Annotated in this window: 12 protein-coding genes; 7 read left to right on the top strand and 5 right to left on the bottom strand. The window is 62.3% G+C overall.

Going from position 1 to position 16,103, the window contains the following annotated elements:
* Positions 1-97 precede the first annotated feature (97 nt).
* Both thrC and GG26_RS04750 read right to left on the bottom strand, forming a co-directional pair.
* Positions 98-1,156 (bottom strand): threonine synthase, encoded by a 1,059-nt coding sequence (thrC, locus tag GG26_RS04755; RefSeq protein WP_414389155.1) that lies wholly within the window; start codon positions 1,154-1,156, stop codon positions 98-100.
* A gap of 153 nt (positions 1,157-1,309) precedes the next feature.
* Positions 1,310-2,833 (bottom strand): isochorismate synthase MenF, encoded by a 1,524-nt coding sequence (locus tag GG26_RS04750; protein WP_041438572.1) that lies wholly within the window; start codon positions 2,831-2,833, stop codon positions 1,310-1,312.
* 368 nt (positions 2,834-3,201) lie between these two features.
* Here GG26_RS04750 and menA point away from each other — a divergent pair, with 368 nt between their 5' ends.
* The 6 genes from menA (at position 3,202) to GG26_RS04720 (ending at position 13,058) form a co-directional block, all read left to right on the top strand.
* Entirely contained in the window at positions 3,202-4,068 is an 867-nt protein-coding gene (gene menA / locus GG26_RS04745; protein WP_041438574.1) for a 2-carboxy-1,4-naphthoquinone phytyltransferase, read from the top strand.
* 141 nt (positions 4,069-4,209) lie between these two features.
* A complete protein-coding gene (locus tag GG26_RS04740) occupies positions 4,210-6,048 on the top strand; it encodes an LptA/OstA family protein (protein WP_099812827.1) in 1,839 nt (612 codons plus the stop codon).
* Positions 6,049-6,125: 77 nt separating this feature from the next.
* A complete protein-coding gene (locus GG26_RS04735) occupies positions 6,126-7,304 on the top strand; it encodes an LptF/LptG family permease (RefSeq protein ID WP_414389136.1) in 1,179 nt (392 codons plus the stop codon).
* An 80-nt stretch (positions 7,305-7,384) separates the two neighbouring features.
* Entirely contained in the window at positions 7,385-10,636 is a 3,252-nt protein-coding gene (locus tag GG26_RS04730) for a hypothetical protein (protein ID WP_414389134.1), read from the top strand.
* A 97-nt stretch (positions 10,637-10,733) separates the two neighbouring features.
* On the top strand, positions 10,734-11,969 hold the full coding sequence (locus tag GG26_RS04725; protein ID WP_414389132.1) for an LL-diaminopimelate aminotransferase: 1,236 nt from the start codon (positions 10,734-10,736) through the stop codon (positions 11,967-11,969).
* A 126-nt stretch (positions 11,970-12,095) separates the two neighbouring features.
* Positions 12,096-13,058, top strand: coding sequence for a Gfo/Idh/MocA family protein (locus GG26_RS04720; RefSeq protein WP_240527890.1), 963 nt, complete (start codon positions 12,096-12,098; stop codon positions 13,056-13,058).
* Positions 13,059-13,086: 28 nt separating this feature from the next.
* On the opposite strand, the gene GG26_RS04715 is transcribed toward GG26_RS04720, so the two are convergent.
* The 3 genes from GG26_RS04715 to GG26_RS04705 form a co-directional block, all read right to left on the bottom strand.
* Positions 13,087-13,650, bottom strand: coding sequence for a (2Fe-2S) ferredoxin domain-containing protein (locus tag GG26_RS04715; protein WP_041438576.1), 564 nt, complete (start codon positions 13,648-13,650; stop codon positions 13,087-13,089).
* The gene (locus tag GG26_RS04710) at positions 13,634-13,900 is read right to left on the bottom strand and encodes an Asr1405/Asl0597 family protein (RefSeq protein WP_041438578.1); all 267 of its coding nucleotides are present in this window, start codon (positions 13,898-13,900) and stop codon (positions 13,634-13,636) included. Before GG26_RS04710 ends, GG26_RS04715 begins: the two co-directional genes overlap by 17 nt.
* 146 nt (positions 13,901-14,046) lie before the next feature.
* Positions 14,047-14,598, bottom strand: coding sequence for a Dps family protein (locus GG26_RS04705; RefSeq protein ID WP_011431259.1), 552 nt, complete (start codon positions 14,596-14,598; stop codon positions 14,047-14,049).
* A 248-nt stretch (positions 14,599-14,846) separates the two neighbouring features.
* On the opposite strand from GG26_RS04705, the gene GG26_RS04700 reads away from it, so the two are divergent.
* Positions 14,847-16,103, top strand: a complete 1,257-nt coding sequence (locus tag GG26_RS04700) for a YcjF family protein (RefSeq protein WP_414389129.1) — start codon at positions 14,847-14,849, stop codon at positions 16,101-16,103.

Below are 16,103 nucleotides of genomic sequence, written 5' to 3'. Positions count from 1 at the left end.
CCTGAGAAGGAGACGCCTCTCGGCTTCGTCGCCAACTTGAGCCAGCACCCCATTTATCCAGGGGTACTACCAGGTGGCACAACCACGACCAGCGGCGCTAAAAGCCCATCAGGCGGGCTACAGCAGCCAAATCGGGGGCTACTCCTGTGTGGATGGCGGCGGATCCCTGTTGGGCGGCCGTGTCGGGATCCTTAAGGCCGTTGCCGGTGAGCACGCACACCACCTGGGCGCCGGCAGGCACCTGATCCCGCCATTTCAGCAATCCAGCCACTGCAGCGGCACTGGCCGGCTCGCAGAAGATCCCTTCCTCCGCCGCCAGCAGACGATAGGCGGCCAGGATCTCCTCGTCGGTTACACTATCCACCCGGCCACCGCTGGCCTGGACTGCCGCCTTGGCCTTCACCCAACTGGCAGGGTTGCCGATGCGGATGGCCGTAGCCACCGTTTCTGGGTGCTCCACGACACGGTTGAGGACGATGGGGGCGGCGCCAGCGGCCTCAAAGCCGTAGAGCCGTGGGCGACGGCTGGCCTTGCCTCGCTGGTAGTAGTGGCAAAAGCCCATCCAGTAGGCGGTGATGTTGCCGGCATTGCCCACGGGGATACAGAGCCAGTCGGGGGCATCCCCCAAGGCATCCACCACCTCGAAGGCGGCGGTCTTCTGCCCCTCCAGCCGAAAGCGGTTGACAGAATTGACCAGGGCCACTGGGTAAGCTTCCGCCAGTTGCCGCACCATAGCCAGCGCCTGGTCGAAGTTGCCCTGGATGGCGATGATCTCGGCCCCGTACATCAGGGTCTGGGCCAGCTTGCCCTTGGCCACGTAGCCATCTGGGATCAGCACGTAGGCCCGCAGGCCCCCTTTGGCCGCATAGGCAGCGGCTGCTGCCGACGTGTTGCCGGTGCTGGCGCAGATGACCGCTTCCGCCCCCGCCTCTTTGGCTTTGGACACTGCCATGGTCATGCCCCGATCCTTGAAGCTGCCGGTGGGGTTGAGGCCCTCCAGCTTCAGGTAAACCTGGCAGTCTCGCCCCAGCCGTTGGCTCAGCGCGGGAGAGGGGATCAAAGGAGTATTGCCCTCATGCAGCGTCACTACGGGGGTGCTGGAGCTGACGGGGAGCCAGTCCCGGTAGTGCTGGATCAGGCCGGGCCAGAGCCCCACTTGCGCGCGGGATCCGGCCGTACGAGAGGAATGGGTGGGATTCAGGGTCACCATGCTGCCGAGCAGTCGAGGCCAACGGAAGGGCCAGCTTCTTAACTGTAACCGTTTGCGAAGCAGTTGGAGCAGCTCTCTCCCCTGCCGGATCGAGAGGATCTAGTCGGGCAAGGGCTGCAAGGCCAGCGCCTGGGCCAGAGAATGCAACTTGAGGCGGATCTCGGCCAGCTCCTGGGCGGGGTTGGAATCGGCCACGATGCCGGCGCCGGCATACAGGCGGGCCCGCTTCCCCGCGATCAAAGCCGAGCGGATCCCAACCACCAACTCGCCATTGCCCTGCAAGTCCACCCAGCCCAGCGGGGCGGCATAGCTCGAGCGGTCAAAGGGCTCCCACTGCTCCAGCCACTGCAGCGCCGCCTGCTGCGGATAGCCTCCCACCGCTGCGGTGGGGTGGAGCTGGGCCAACAGGTCGAACAGATGCACCTCCGTAGGGAGTTCGGCCTCGATCACCGTTTGCAGATGCTGGATGTTGGCCAAACGGCGCAGCCGTGGCTGAGGGGAGATCCGGGGCTCCATCCCCAGCCGGCCCAGAGCCTCTTGGATCGAGCGCACCACCCACTGGTGTTCGCGGCGGTCTTTGGGGCTGCGGAGCAGTTGCTCGGCCAACATGCGATCCTGGTGGCCGTTGGCGCCGCGGGCGACGGAGCCGGCCAGCGCATCGATCTGCACCCGGCCCTGCCACACCGACAGTAGCCGTTCTGGGCTGGCTCCCAAGAAGATCTGGGGAGGAAAATCCCTCTGGCTTTCCAGGGCAAAGGCGAAGACGCTGCAATCGGGGTGATGGGCCTCCAGATAGGCCAGCAGCGAAGGGATCGGGGGAGGGGAGGGCAACGCCAGATCCACAGCCTCTGCCAGCACCACTTTTTCCAGGGATCCCGCCTGAATCGCTTGCAGGGCTTTTTGAATGCGAGCCAAGAGAGGTGTTTCCGCTACCGCTACCGGTAGAGGGGGCTGCAGCTCCCAACCGGGCAAGGGAGCCTGGGAAAGACGCTGCATGCGGGCAAAAAAAGCGGCAATCTGGCCAGCCAAGGCCGCCGGGTCGCTTTCGGGGCCGACTTCTAGGTTAAGCCGCGCCACCGTCAGCTCCCCCCCCACCTGCAACAGTTGCCAGCGCGGCAGGACCAGTGCTGCCCCCCCGCCGCTCCTGGGGGCAAAGCCAAAACGGCAGAAGCACAAAGGGCGCTCCTGACGGCTGCTTGGGGACTCTAGGTTGCCAGGAGCGGTGTGGACATGGGGCTGTAGGGCTTGCACAAAGGCCCGTGCCGCCTGAAATCTCCCCTCTCCTGAAAGGTCGAGCTGCCGCAGGGATCCCCACCCCAGCACCCGCACCCTTTCCCCTTGCGCCTGGTGGGAGAGATAGCAATAGCTAGAGGAGCGGTTGGGGGGGAGCGAGCCCAACTGCCGGGTCAGCACTGCCAGCGGATCTAGCCCTGAGATGGGCTGCGATAGGCTGAGAATCTGGGGGATCCCCCGCGCTCGCGCCATCTCTTGGCAGGTCGCTAGCAGGGGATCCCAGGCGTGTTCCACCTCTGCTGGCCCAGCAGAGGCGTGAATGGGCGGCCAGGCTCTGGGCCATTTCGTGCGTCCGGACCCACCCTTCCAGGGGAAAAGAGAAGAAGTCATGCGCAAGCAAAAGAGAACGATCCTACCTTGGCCGAAAACAGGACAACCGTCATCTCAACCGGCAAGGGAAGCTGCAGAAAGGCGTTTCAGGATATGAGATTAGGGGGGCAGCCGGCAGCTCAGGCTCGCCAGCGCCGGATCCCAGGCGTTTCTTTACGGATTGCAAGGTTTCTTAGCATCCTTGGGGATGGGAACAGAAGCCCCCTAACCTAACAAATACAGAGCAAACACAGAACCCAGAGAGAGCTAGATCCAACATGCTCGCACAGCCGGAACCGTCAAAGAGAACGCGCAGGAGTCCAAAGGCCAGCCCAGTACAGCTTGCGGAAAAGGGCACTTGGGAGGGCCGCTCTCGGCGACAGTTGTGGATGGCCGCCCTTAAGCCCCCCATGTACAGCGTGGCGATCATGCCCATCTGGGTGGGATCCGCCATCGCCTACGCCCAGTCAGGGGCGATGGATGTGGGGGTTTTGGCGGTGTTTCTGGGGGCCGCCATCTGTCTTTTGGCTTGGGTCAACATCAGCAACGACGTGTTTGATGCCCAGACGGGGGTGGACAAAAACAAGCTCCACTCGCTGGTCAGCTTGACGGGCAGGCCGGTTCAGGTGTTTTGGGTGGGCAACGCCTTTTTGGCTTTGGGGCTGGCGGGGATCCTGTGGCTGAGCTGGCGGCAATCGGATCCGACGGTGCTGCTATTGGTGCTGCTGGCCTGCGGGCTGGGCTACGCCTACCAGGGGCCGCCCCTGCGCCTGGGCTACTACGGCCTGGGGGAGCTCCTCTGTTTTTTGAGCTTCGGGCCGCTGGCGGTTTTGGCCGCCCACTACAGCCAAAGCCAAAGCTGGTCGCTGCCAGCCCTGGCGGCCTCACTGGTGGTGGGGATGGTCACCAGCTTAATTTTGTTTTGCTCCCATTTCCATCAGGTGGAGGACGATCTGGCTGCCGGCAAGCGCTCGCCGGTGGCCCGCCTGGGCACTCGGCGCTCCGCCCGTCTCATCCCCTGGATCTGCGGCAGCATTTTTGGCCTGCTGCTGCTGTTTGTCGGGCTGGGGGCTTTTCCGGCTTGGACGTTGCTGGGTTTTGCCGGGATCCCCTTTGCGGTGCGGCTATCCCGCCTGCTGGGGGCCTATCACGACCAGCCGCAGCGGATCAGCCATTCTAAGTTCATCGCCGTCGGCCTCCACTTTTGGCTGGGGCTGTTTCTGGGGCTGGGCTTTATCCTCAGCCGTCTGGGATAAGCCAGAACCCTAGAGGTGATCGGGATCCCGCCGAGGCGGCCCGCAAATTGCGATAAGCTACAGCCTAGTGTGCCGGCTTGGGTGTTGGCCCCGCTGGGGCTCATGGGTTAGGGATCAACGTAAGGCAGCGGCGAGAACAGGATGCGGCGATTTTTCAATTCCAACCTGGGGGTGGCGCTCTTGGGAACCGGCCTCTTGGCTGCTCTGGTTGCCTGGGCCTTGTCCATCGACATCGAAGAGGTAAAGGTGGAGCCCCTTCCCCCGGATCAGCCCCTTTCCGTCAGCCGCAGGGTAGATATCTTGGGTCGTCGAGGGGGCCAGCGGCGTTGGCGTCTCATCGCCGACCAGGTGGAGCTAAGAGCTGGGCAACAGGTGTTTGAGCAGGGGGCGCACGGCTACTTCTACGGAGATGGCGCCGACCGCCAAGAAGAGGTGCCGGATCCCTTTTTTGCCAGCAGCGAGCGGATGATTTGGCAGGCCAAGCGTGCCCGCTACGACGCCACCGCCGACGCGTTGTATCTGGATGAGGGGGTGGAGGTGAGAAGCGAGGATGGCAGCCTGCTTCTGACCCGTGCTCTGCGAATCACCCCCGAAGAGCGCATCGAGGTGCCGGAGGCCTTCACCCTCAAAGGGCAAGAAATGATCCTAGAGGGCCGCTCCGGCTCGTTTAACTTCCAATTTGCCCTCCTCAGCGCCCAGCAGGGCAAGCTAACGGTGTTGCCCTTGGATTCGGAGTCCTCACGCCCAGCAGCCGCGCCCATGAGCGACCCGACCAGCGCTGGGGCGGATCCCACTTCTACCATCATCACCGCTGACCAGCTCACCTACGACCGGGCCAACCAGGTGGCCGAAGGGAAAGGGAACCTGCGCATTCGCGAAGGCGGCCTCGAGATTCGCGCCCCTCAGGGCACCTACCTGCGCCGACAGGCCCAGAGCATTCTCTCCGGCGGCGTGGTGTTGCAGGAGGTGGCCGATGTCGGCAGCCGGGATCCCCTCTTGGCGGATCTGCGCTTGGCCCAGGCTGATCCCCAGGCGACCCCAGCCCAGCAGGATCAGGAGGTCACCATCGTCGCCGACCGCCTCACCTACGACCGCAACACGCAAATTGCTCGCGGGGAAGGCAACCTGGAAATCCGCCAGGGGGAAACCATCATCCAGTCGGCCCAGGGCACCTACCGCCGCCGCGAATCCCAAAGCCTGCTGACGGGGGGGGTTACCCTGCGCGAGCCTGGGCGGGTGCTCACCTCCGCCCGCTTGGAGGGCAACCACCGCGACAAGATCTTCTTTTTTGAAGAAAACGTCCTCTACCGGCAAATGGCCACCTCTACCCCAGCTCCTGGCGGCGGATCCCTGACGGAGGAGCTGCGCCAAGCCGAAACGGAAGTGCGGGCCGCCCGCCTGGTTTACAACTCTCGTACCGGCACCTCGGAGTTTAGCGAGGCCGTCGAGTTCATCCAGCGGGGGCGCAAGGCCAAGGCCAACCAGGCCACCATTACCCCTGAGAAGGTGGAGCTGCGGGGAGAGGTGGTGATCGAGCAGATCGAGGGGGACTGGCTGGCGCGGCGTCTGCAAAACCCCCAGACCCAGGCCGATGTGGACCAGCCGACGGTGATCTACGCCGACCGGGTGGAGATCGATCAGGCCAGCGGCGATGCCCGCTTCTTCGGCAATGTGGTTATCGTGCAGGCCAACCGCGCCATCGAAGGGGATCGCGCCGAGTACTCCGACCAAGGGCAGATTTTCAGGATCACCGCCGACCAGGCTCCCGTCCTCCTCTGCGATCGCGGCGAGCTCAATCCGATTCCCCGCGAGAGCACTGCACCGCTGCCCGGTCGCGATGCTCTGGATCAGATGTGCCGGGGCGCCAACCGCCTCAGCGGCAGGCTGGTCACCCTGAACTTGGAGCGGGATGAGTACACCGTGGAAGGGGACGAGCAGCAGCAGGGGATGTTTCAATTCCGCATCACCGACGCCCTCTGACGGGATCCCAGCGGAGCTGGGGGTCGTCTGGATCTCTAGAGCTGGCTGAGCTTGTGCACCTGAGGTAACAGAGCCACATGACCATCCCACTGGCCAAGGGTCAACGGCGCCGAACTTCTGCCCAGACGGGGAGCTTTTGGGGATCCCTGAAGTTGGGGGGCTTTTTTTTGGAGTTTTATCTCTGCAAAGAGATGATCCGCCCCTTCTTTTTGGGGGTGGCGGGGGGCACGGTGATGATGCTGGGCAACCAGCTTTTTATCTACGCCGATTTGCTGGTGAAAAAAGGCGCCCCTCCCCTGACAATTTTGCACATTCTCCTCCTCAACTTGCCCGCCATTTTGGTGGTCACCTTCCCCATTGCCGGCCTCTTTGCCACCCTACTTACTCTGGGCAGGATGGGAGCTGACAGCGAGATCACCGCCCTGCGGGCCGCCGGGATCCCCTACCGCAAGGTGTTGATTCCGGTGCTCTGCATCGGCCTGCTGGTCAGCGGCCTGGCGCTGTTGACCAACGAGGTGATCGTGCCAGAGACCAACCAAAAGGTGAAAACCCTGAACACCAACCTCATCCTGGCCCAGGATGCCCTTCCGTTTGACTCGGAGGAAATTGTGCGGGTGGACGACGACCTCTGGTTTCATGTGGGATCCATCGACCCGAAGACCGGCTGGATGCACGATCTGCTGATTTTGGATCGCAAGGCCGAGACCGGCCACCTGCGCTACCCACAGGTGATCTCGGCCCAAACGGCGCAGCAGGTGGGCCAAGCCTGGCACCTGCAAGACGTGGTGATCCGTCGCTACGACGAGCGGGGGCGCACCTACTACGAGGGCCAGGTGGCGGAGATGGAGCTGAACATCGTCAACAAGTTGGTGGGCCTGGTGTACGCCGAGAAGGTGCCCCAGGAGCAACGGGCGGCAGAGCTGTGGGAGCAGTGCCAGCGATATCGAGCGGAGCAACGTCCTTCTGCTGATGTGGCCTGCTGCCTGACGGAGTACCACCTCAAGTTCGCCATTCCCTTGGCCAGCTTTTTTGCCATTTTGGTGGCTGCGCCCTTGGGCCTGCAGACGGTGCGCCAGACCGGCCGCTACGGCAGTGTGGCGCTGGCGATTGTCCTGGTGTTTATTTACTATGTACTGATGAGCCTGGGACGCGCCATGGGCCGAGTTGAGCATATCGATCCCTGGCTGGCCGCCTGGTTGCCGAATATGATTTTCGGTGGGGTGGGCTTCTCTCTACTGTGGCGGTTTTTACGGTGAGATCCGGCAACTTCCCGCAGGGCTTCAGCCCTTGGGCAAAATGGTTGGCCCTGTGCTGGGGCAGCTCCTTGTGGTTGGGGATGGGGGAGGCCGTCTTTGCCCAGTTGGATCCCCTGCCCACCAATCTGGAGGGCTATCAGCGCTTTTGGGCGGCCCAGCGGAGCCGCGATCCTGGCTCAGAGCCGGTTGCTCCCACCGGCGCCAGCCTGTTGGGGGATCCCATCACCTTGGCCGAGGCCCAATCCTCCTCGCGCCTGGCAGCAACAGCGGCTCCCTCCGTTCCCCCTCTTCCCGCCTCGGCCCCTGTTGAAGGATCCCCTCCCGAAAAAGCGCTCACACCGGAAGAGCTAAACCGGCAGCGGCTGCAGCCGCTCTTGGCCGAAGGGGCGGCGGCCCATGCACGGCGGCAGGCGCAGCAGGCCCAAGCTCAGGCAACACCGTCCTCCCGGTCTGCTTCATCGACAACGCCCACGGCAGCTGTTCCTACTCTGGACTCCCTTCGCTCCTCCCAGCCTGCAACTTCCCAAGCTGCTGACTTGCAGGTAGAAGAGCAACCTGGGCAGCACCCCAACGAAGCGAGGCGCTTGCCTGTTCCCCCCCCAGGGTCCACCGTCGAGAGCCTGGCCGCTGCTCAAGGGCAAGAGAGGCCTGGTTCGGAAGCGGTGGCGCAGCAAGTCCCGACCTGGATCCCGCAAGCCGGCGGGAACTGGAATTGGGGCGGCGCCCCTTCTTCCACCGGCACTCAGAGGGCAGCTCAAACCGGAACTGAGGCATTCACCCCCACTGCCGGATCCCTCCTTGCTCCTCAGTTGTTGGAGCGGTTCCCCCTGTTGCGAGATCTGGGCGATCCCGCCACCGGCCCAGAAGCCGCTCCGCCTGCCAGCCAGGGATCCCAGATTCGCCAGCAGCTGGCGGCCACCGCCACCGCCCAGATCCCCCTCGACCCGGCTCAGATCAACGTCAGTGGGGATGTGCTCAGCTACCTTGCCGAGCAAGACCTGGGCATTGCCGAGGGGAACGCCCAGATCCAGTTGGCCGACGGCACCCGCATCAGCGGCGAGCGGCTGTTGTTTTACCGACGGGAACGGCGCCTGCGCAGCGACGGCCCCTTCCGGATGGAACAGCCCCCTGGACCCCAGGGGCGCGGCATCCGGCAAATTGAGGGGCGCAACCTGGATCTGGACATCCCCGGTCGCAGCGCTCAATTTGAAAGCTCGCTGGTGATCTTGCCGGGGGAGGAGCCGGGCACCAAGGTCTTTGTGCGCAGCCAAGAGACCACCGCCCTGTTGGGGGATCAGATCTTTTTCGAGAAAGCCACCGTCACCACCTCGCCAGAGCCACCCATCACCCACTACGTGCAAGGGGATCGGGTGGAGGTGTTTCCCGATGACCGGGTGATCGTCTACGACGCCCGCGTGTTTGCCGGCGGCGAACTCACAGAAGCAGGGGATCTGCGGGCGGGCCTTCAGATCGCCTATTTCCCCCTGTTCATCTACAGCCTGCGAGATCACCAATGGGTGCTGCCGGGGCGCAGCGAGGCGGAAGGGGTGTTTGTCAAGTCCAGTTGGGCCTACCGCTTCGACGAGTACAACTTCGGCGGCCTGCGGCTAGATGTCCTGCAGAAGAAAGGCCTGGGCATCGGCTTTCTGCACGACTACATCCTCCCCATCCCCGACAGCGTCAACTACGGGCGGGCCCAGTTTTACCTGGTAACCGAGGCCGACCAGCGGCGCTTTTCCAGCCGCCTCCGCCTCGACCACAATTTCGACTTCTACGCCGCCAACCTCCTCGGCCAAGAAGGCCAACTGCGGGGCCAGCTTAACCTCAACCTGGACAACACCTACCGCCCTGCCGGCGGGCGCAACGACAACGCCGATCTCCGCCTCAACACCACCTTTCAGGGGGATCTCTCCACCACCACCCTCAACATCAGCCGCAGCGGATCCCAGGAGAACGGCACCTACACCTTTCCCCTCACTCTTAGTCACGTGCAGCGCTATGGGGGCGTGCCTTGGCTGCAGTCGGATCTGCGCTTGGACTACAACCAGCGGGTCAGCGTCAAAGACGGGCCAGACTTTGCCGACGCGCGGCTGACGCTGGGTGCCCAACTCACCCCACCCGGCTGGGGCGGCACCTATCGCCTGGCCTACCGCGCCTACAGCAGCTCCAACGGCGACAACGAGCCGCGTCGCAACTTCGAGCTGGCCTTCAATCCCGATCTCCTCCGCATCACTCCCGATATCTCCCTCAGCAGCGCCCTCACCCTGACCCAAGAGCAACAGCCGGATCGAGAAGTGGGATCCGGCCTTAACTTTTTCAATCGTTACGAGCTGCGCTCCAGCCTTCAATTCAACGACATTCAACCGGCTCCCTGGATCACCTTCATGCCCGGCTCGATCGACTACACCCAAGTCCTGTACTCAACCCCCGACCAGGAATCCACCGTCAGCCTCAACCCCCGCCTCAGCCTCAAGCCTGCCGACTGGAACACCATCGACCTGCGCTACAGCCGCACCTTCTACGGCAACAACTCTGTGCCCTTTCAAACCCTTTCCGCCAGCCCCAAGGATGTGGATCGCCTCAACGCCAGCATCAGCTTCTTTACGCCGCGCGACTTCCTGCCCAACGTGCCTCCCGGCTACCTTGCCTTTGAAGATGACCTGCCCGGCGAGCTGCCCATAGCCCTGACTTTTCCCGACGACACGCCGGAGGACTTGGAAGCAATCGCCTCCCGTAACCTGCAGGAGCTGCAGGCGCAAGTGAGGAACCTGCTGCGCTTTGACACCACCCTTGGCTATGACTTCGTCGCCCAAAGGTGGGATACCCTCAACGCCAACTTTACCTGGAACACCGTGCCCGAGCTGTTCAACGTCCAGGTGCAAACTTCCTACGACCTCAACAAGGGGCAATGGCAACCCATTCGGCTGGAGTACCGGGGGCGCAGCAGCACCACCTTCAACCGGGATCAACGCTCGGGTCTAGACAGCTATGAGCCGGGGATTAGCTACGCGCTGCAGGCAGTTTACGATCCCCGGTCGGGAGGAATTTCCACCTACGGCCTTGACCTGGATGCCACCCTTGGCACGCAGTGGCAAAACCACTGGCGGCTCCGCCTGGGCCTGACGGAGGCAGGGATCCGCCGCATTGAGGTGCGCCGCGACCTGCGGGATTTCGAGCTGCGCCTGGCCTACGATCCGCTGGCAGAGTCCCTGCGCCTGGAAGGGATCCTGGTGGCCTTTCCCAGCCGCCCGGTGGGCCTGACCCAAGAGCGGGGAGAGTTTCACCTAACCTCGCCGGTGGGCGCCTTCAGCCTGGATAGCCTGGGGCGCTAGGGCTGGCTCTGCCCTGCAGTCGGGAGGGCGGGTTGGGGCCGGCTTCGGCTACACTAAAGGGCCGACGCTCCTTTTTGCTCAGCAGCGCTGAACTCCTATGGCCAGGATCAACGACCACTTCCTCAAGCTGAAGGCTGGCTATCTCTTTCCCGAGATTGCCCGGCGGGTGCAGGCCTTTGCCGCCGCCCATCCCGAAGCTCAGATCATCAAGATGGGCATTGGCGATGTCACCGAGCCGCTGCCGGAAGCCTGCCGAACAGCCATGATCCGGGCCGTGGAGGAGATGGGGGAGCGGGCCACCTTCCGCGGCTATGGGCCGGAACAGGGCTACGAGTGGCTGCGCCAGGCCATTGCCCAGCACGACTTTCAGGCCCGCGGCTGCGACATCGACGCCTCTGAGATCTTCATCTCCGACGGCTCCAAGTGCGACTGCGGCAACATCCTGGATATTCTCGGCCACGACAACACCATTGCCATCACGGATCCCGTCTACCCGGTTTATGTAGACACCAATGTGATGGCCGGCCATACGGGGCCGGCCAACGAGCGGGGCGAATACAAGGGCCTGGTCTATCTGCCGCTGACGGCAGAAAACCACTTCACCGCCAGCTTGCCCCAGCAAAAGGTGGATGTCATCTACCTCTGCTTTCCCAACAACCCCACCGGCGCAGTGGCCACGCGGGAGCATTTGCAGGCCTGGGTGGACTATGCCCGCGCCCACAACTCGCTCATCCTCTTCGATGCCGCCTACGAGGCCTACATTACCGAGCCCGGGATCCCGCACTCCATCTACGAGATCCCAGGGGCAAGGGAATGCGCCATCGAGTTCCGCTCCTTTTCCAAAACGGCTGGCTTTACCGGCACCCGCTGCGCCTTTACCGTGGTGCCCAAGTCGCTGCGGGGCCAGGCTGCCGACGGCTCCTGGGTGGATCTGTGGAGCCTGTGGTATCGCCGCCAGTCCACCAAGTTCAATGGCGTGGCCTACATTGTGCAGCGGGGAGCAGAAGCCGTCTATTCCGAGGCGGGGCAGGTCCAGGTGCGGGCTCTGGTGCAGTTTTACCTGGAGAATGCCCGCATCATCCGCGAGCAGCTCGCCACAGCGGGGATCCAAGCCTACGGCGGCGTCAACGCTCCCTATGTTTGGGTAAAAGCCCCGGAAGGACTGAGCAGTTGGGAGTTTTTCGACAAGCTGCTGCACACCTGCCATGTGGTGGGAACTCCCGGATCGGGCTTTGGCAGCGCCGGCGAGGGCTATCTGCGCCTGTCGGCTTTTAACAGCCGCGCCAACGTGGAGGAGGCGATGCGCCGCATTGTCAGCGTGTTTGGAAGCTAAGGGGCTAGAGCTTTGGCGGGGGAGCAGGGATCTTCCCGGACAAGCTGGAGAGGGAAAGATCCCTGGTGTGGGGCTCCATGGGATGCTACAGACAGAACAGGCTACGAGAGGAGACAGACCTTGCGGGTGGGGATCATCGGCACTGGCTACGCAGCTCGCTCACGGGCAGAAGCCTTGCGCAAAGATGGGCAGGTGCAGATTGTGGCAGTTGCTGGCCGAACCCCTGAGCGAAGTGCTGCTTTTGCCGCCGAGTTTGGGGCGGCGGCCTATTCCGACTGGTCTTCCCTGTTCTGCGAGCAGCCGCTGGATTTGGTGTTTGTTAGCACCATCAATCGGGATCATGCGGCCATCGCCCGTGCCGCCCTGGAGGCCGGGATCCACACCGTTGTGGAATATCCCCTGGCCCTGAGCGTTGCCGAAGCTCGCTCCCTGGTGCAATTGGCAGCGGAACGGCAGTTGCTGTTGCACGTAGAGCACATAGAGCTCCTCAGCGGCGTTCACCAGTTGCTGAGACGGGAGCTGGCAGGGCTGGGCAAGTTGTTTGCCGTTCGCTACATTACCCTCACTGCCGCCCACCCTGCCCCCGACCGCTGGACTTATCGGCCCGACCAGTTTGGCTTCCCCCTCACAGGGGCTGTCTCCCGCATCCACCGCCTGGTGGACTTGTTGGGAAAGGTAGAGCGGGTGAGCTGTCAACTGCGCTACGACGGTCCAGACTTGCCCCACCGCTACAGCAGTTGCTACTGCACAGCCCACCTAAGTTTTGCCAGTGGGCTGCTGGCGGTGTTGACCTATGGCAAAGGGGACTCCCTGTGGTGCTCCCAGCGCCTATTGGAGTTCCATGGCCAGCGGGGGGGCCTGCTGATCAACGGCGAAGAGGCGACCCTGTTGCGCCCTGGCAGCGCCCATCCCCTGGAGACCGGATCTCGCCACGGCCTGTTTGAGCAAGATACCCGCATGGTGCTGGCTCACCTGCGCTGCGGCAGCCCTCTCTACGTGGATCCGGAGAAGATGCTCCACGCCCTAGCTGTGGCCGAGGCCGCTGAGCGGTCTGCCCAAACCCAGCAGGTTGTCTGCGTCCAGGATTAGATCCCTTAGCAGCAGGCGACGTTGCCGCTCAAGGAGAAGGAACTGGGTCTGCCAGCGGAAAGTGCCGCTGCAACAAAGCCGGGATCCCTTGCGGAGAAACGCCGCTGTAGCGAGCCTTGTCGGGCAGGAACACCACGTTGGGCCCCCGTTTGCAATCTTTCATGCAGCCCACTCCCTGCACCCGGATGGTCTCCGGGTAGGCCGCCAAGTGGGCCTGCAGAGCCTGCATCACCGCCATCGCCCCCCGCCGACAGCAATCAGACTTCTGACAGACCAAGACAACGCCTTTCCTCCCTTCCTCCGCTCCGGGAGCGGCCTTGGGGGAAGCCTGGACAGGAACCACGCGGCAGAGCACCCATTTCTCTCGCCCCTTGAATGGATCCACCTCCCGCTCCCCGGCGATCTGAAGCCTATCTCCGGGTTTGAGGCTGCGGTAGAGCTCAGAACGCAGCGGCTTGGGGATCTTGCCGGCAAACACTTCTGCCCCGGCCTGCCAGCGCAAGTACTTGAGCTTGCCATCCTTATCGGGAAGAAATCCCAGGAACTGGCCCTCTGCCTCAAACGGGATCCTTTGCTTAGCCAACTTGCTCATCTTGTCCCCCAGCGTTGAGCTGCCAACATATCTCTAGGCTGTCCAATAACTCCCGCCGCCGCGCCGTGTATTGGCGGATCACGCTGCGCACCTGCACCAGAGCCAAAGGCGTGTCCACCTGCACCTGCAAATGACCCTCTCCCGTACAAACCGCTGGGATCCCCAACTCCACCAGCCGCCGCCCAATGCGCCAGCGCTCCCCCAAGGGGATCTGCAAACAATAGCCGCTCCCAGAAGATACAAAGTTCATGGCCAGAAGCAACGCCTCATCAATAAGAGTAGACCTGGAAAGCTACTAGGGAGAGTAATTCTCAATAAATGCTTACAAGAAAAACAAAAGCCAGCGCAGAGAGGGTAGCAGGCTCGCCGACCTGACGGGCCTACCCTGGATCCCGACTAGGCTCTGCCGTCCATCAAGCCAAACACCAGGCTGTCGTTGGCCAGGAAGTGGCTGAGGTGGAAGGCCCGGTCTTCCGTCTTCAGCAAGATCTGCTCGTAGAGGTAGCGGGTGGCGCGATCCCCTAGGCTTTCCGCTTGAGCGGCCTGACGCCGCAGCAGATCAATGATGGCCTGCTCCGCGGCCAGATCGTTCTTCAGCATTTGCCGCGCCTCAAAAGCGCCATCCGGCTCAGGGGTAAAGCAGCAGAGGCGAGCCAAGGTGGCAAAGGTGGCTACCGGCACACCCCCTAGACCTTCAAGGCGTTCTCCCAGGTCGTGAACATGTTCCCTCACCTGCTCGTAGTGATCCTTGAATAACTGGTGCAGCGGGTAGAACTCGGTGCCCTCCACTACGAAGTGATGCTTCTGGTATTGCAAGTACAACCCTTGGAAGCTGGCCAGAAGGGCGTTCATCCCCTCGCAGATCGGCTGGGTCACCTCCAGGCCGAGGGAGACAGGGTTGTTGCGCACGCTGTTGAAGGCCTGGCGCAAGGTTGCGGTTTCAGACATAGGGCAAGGTTCTCCAAGGTAAAGAGGACACAGCTATCTACCCAGTCTACTTGATTGAGTCGATCCAGGAGATCTTGGGGCTGTCCCCACCCCAGCATAGTCCAACTCGGCGCTTCTTGTGAACAGCTCTCAATAAAGTGCTGGTTGTAGCAGAACCGGTGGGCCGGTCAGGGAGGAGTCGCATCCCTTCGCGATTTACACTAGACTGGGAGCGTTAGCCCAGTTGATCCCGTACTTGGGGATGGAGCATGTCTCAAACGGAGCCGGAAAGCCGCTCCTGGATAGAAAAACTGATTCGCCTAACCCATCAAACGGTTGCGCGAGCTCGGGGGCAACAGGGAGATCTAGAAGATTCGGCCGGCCACCTGTTCAAACGCCACCTGTTCAAACAGAGCCTGCTGGAAGCGGAGGCCGAAATGGGCCATTGCAACGTCCTGGTGATCGGCAAAAGCGGGGTGGGCAAGAGCACTTTGGTCAACGCGGTGTTTAAAGATGAGCTGGCCCGCACCGGCGTCGGCAGCCCCGTCACCCGCCACATTCGCCAATATTCCAAGCAAGGTTGCCCGATCACCATCTACGATACGCCTGGCATGGAGTTGGCCGGCGAGCAGAATACTCAGATCCGCCTCGAGGTGGCCCAACTAATCGACGAGCTGCGCCTCAAGGATCCTGAACATCACATTCACATTGTTTGGTATTGCATCCACCACGAGCTGAAGCGGCTGGAGGAAACCGAGCGCAGGTGGCTGAGGGAACTGGAACTCAAAGATGTGCCGGTCATCTTGGTTTTAACTCAATGCCTGGAATACCCCAATCCGGAAGAGAGCGAGTTTTTCCAGTATTTGCAGCGCCAAAATCTCCCTGTTCGCTACATTGTTCCTCTTTTGGCTAAGGACAAGGTCATTAACCGGCAACTCACCATCCCCGCCCACGGGCTGGAGCATCTGATCGGCTGCACCTTGGAGCTGCTGCCGGAAGTGGCTCGCCTTGCCTTTATCCGCCAGCAATTGCTGCGGGTAGATCTCAAAGCCGATGCTGCTTTTAATAAGTATGTATCGGGCTATGTGGCCAGCGCGGCCTTTATTGGGGCAACCCCCCTTCCTTTTGCCGATGCCCCTCTGTTGGTGGCTGCTCAGATTGGCATGATTGCCAATATCAGCTTTATCTTCGGCTACAAAGCTTCCCCTTCTTTTTATTACTCTTTGATGGCGGCTTTGGCAGGCGTTGGGGGCGCAGTGGTGACCGGGCGGGCCATTGTCTCGAACCTGCTGAAGCTGATCCCCGGCGTGGGATCCCTGGCAGGCGGCATCATCCAATCCACCACAGCCGCTACCCTGACCCTTTCCCTTGGCCTGGCCTATATTGAGCTGATGAAGGCCATCGCCCGCGCCGAAATCCAAGGAATCCAGCTTTCCCAGAAAGAGATGCAGGAGATCTTTGTGCGCGAGTACCAAGAATATGCCGGACGCAGAACCCAGAAAAATGAGGTGGGAATAAGAGCATAA

It is taken from the genome of Synechococcus sp. 'PEA 65AY6A-5F PE A', from assembly GCF_047462575.1.
GTDB lineage: Bacteria > Cyanobacteriota > Cyanobacteriia > Thermostichales > Thermostichaceae > Thermostichus.
The sequence above is the reverse complement of the archived record's forward strand: the minus strand, read 5'-3'. Positions and strand labels throughout refer to the sequence as shown.

Bases quoted from the DNA above. Each gene is read 5' to 3' on its own strand.
- GG26_RS04750 (WP_041438572.1), bottom strand. From the start codon at position 2,833: ATGACTTCTTCTCTTTTCCCCTGGAAGGGTGGGTCCGGACGCACGAAA.
- menA (WP_041438574.1), top strand. From the start codon at position 3,202: ATGGCCGCCCTTAAGCCCCCCATGTACAGCGTGGCGATCATGCCCATC.
- GG26_RS04740 (WP_099812827.1), top strand. From the start codon at position 4,210: ATGCGGCGATTTTTCAATTCCAACCTGGGGGTGGCGCTCTTGGGAACC.
- GG26_RS04735 (WP_414389136.1), top strand. From the start codon at position 6,126: ATGACCATCCCACTGGCCAAGGGTCAACGGCGCCGAACTTCTGCCCAG.
- GG26_RS04730 (WP_414389134.1), top strand. From the start codon at position 7,385: ATGGGGGAGGCCGTCTTTGCCCAGTTGGATCCCCTGCCCACCAATCTG.
- GG26_RS04725 (WP_414389132.1), top strand. From the start codon at position 10,734: ATGGCCAGGATCAACGACCACTTCCTCAAGCTGAAGGCTGGCTATCTC.
- GG26_RS04715 (WP_041438576.1), bottom strand. From the start codon at position 13,650: ATGAGCAAGTTGGCTAAGCAAAGGATCCCGTTTGAGGCAGAGGGCCAG.
- GG26_RS04710 (WP_041438578.1), bottom strand. From the start codon at position 13,900: ATGAACTTTGTATCTTCTGGGAGCGGCTATTGTTTGCAGATCCCCTTG.
- GG26_RS04705 (WP_011431259.1), bottom strand. From the start codon at position 14,598: ATGTCTGAAACCGCAACCTTGCGCCAGGCCTTCAACAGCGTGCGCAAC.
- GG26_RS04700 (WP_414389129.1), top strand. From the start codon at position 14,847: ATGTCTCAAACGGAGCCGGAAAGCCGCTCCTGGATAGAAAAACTGATT.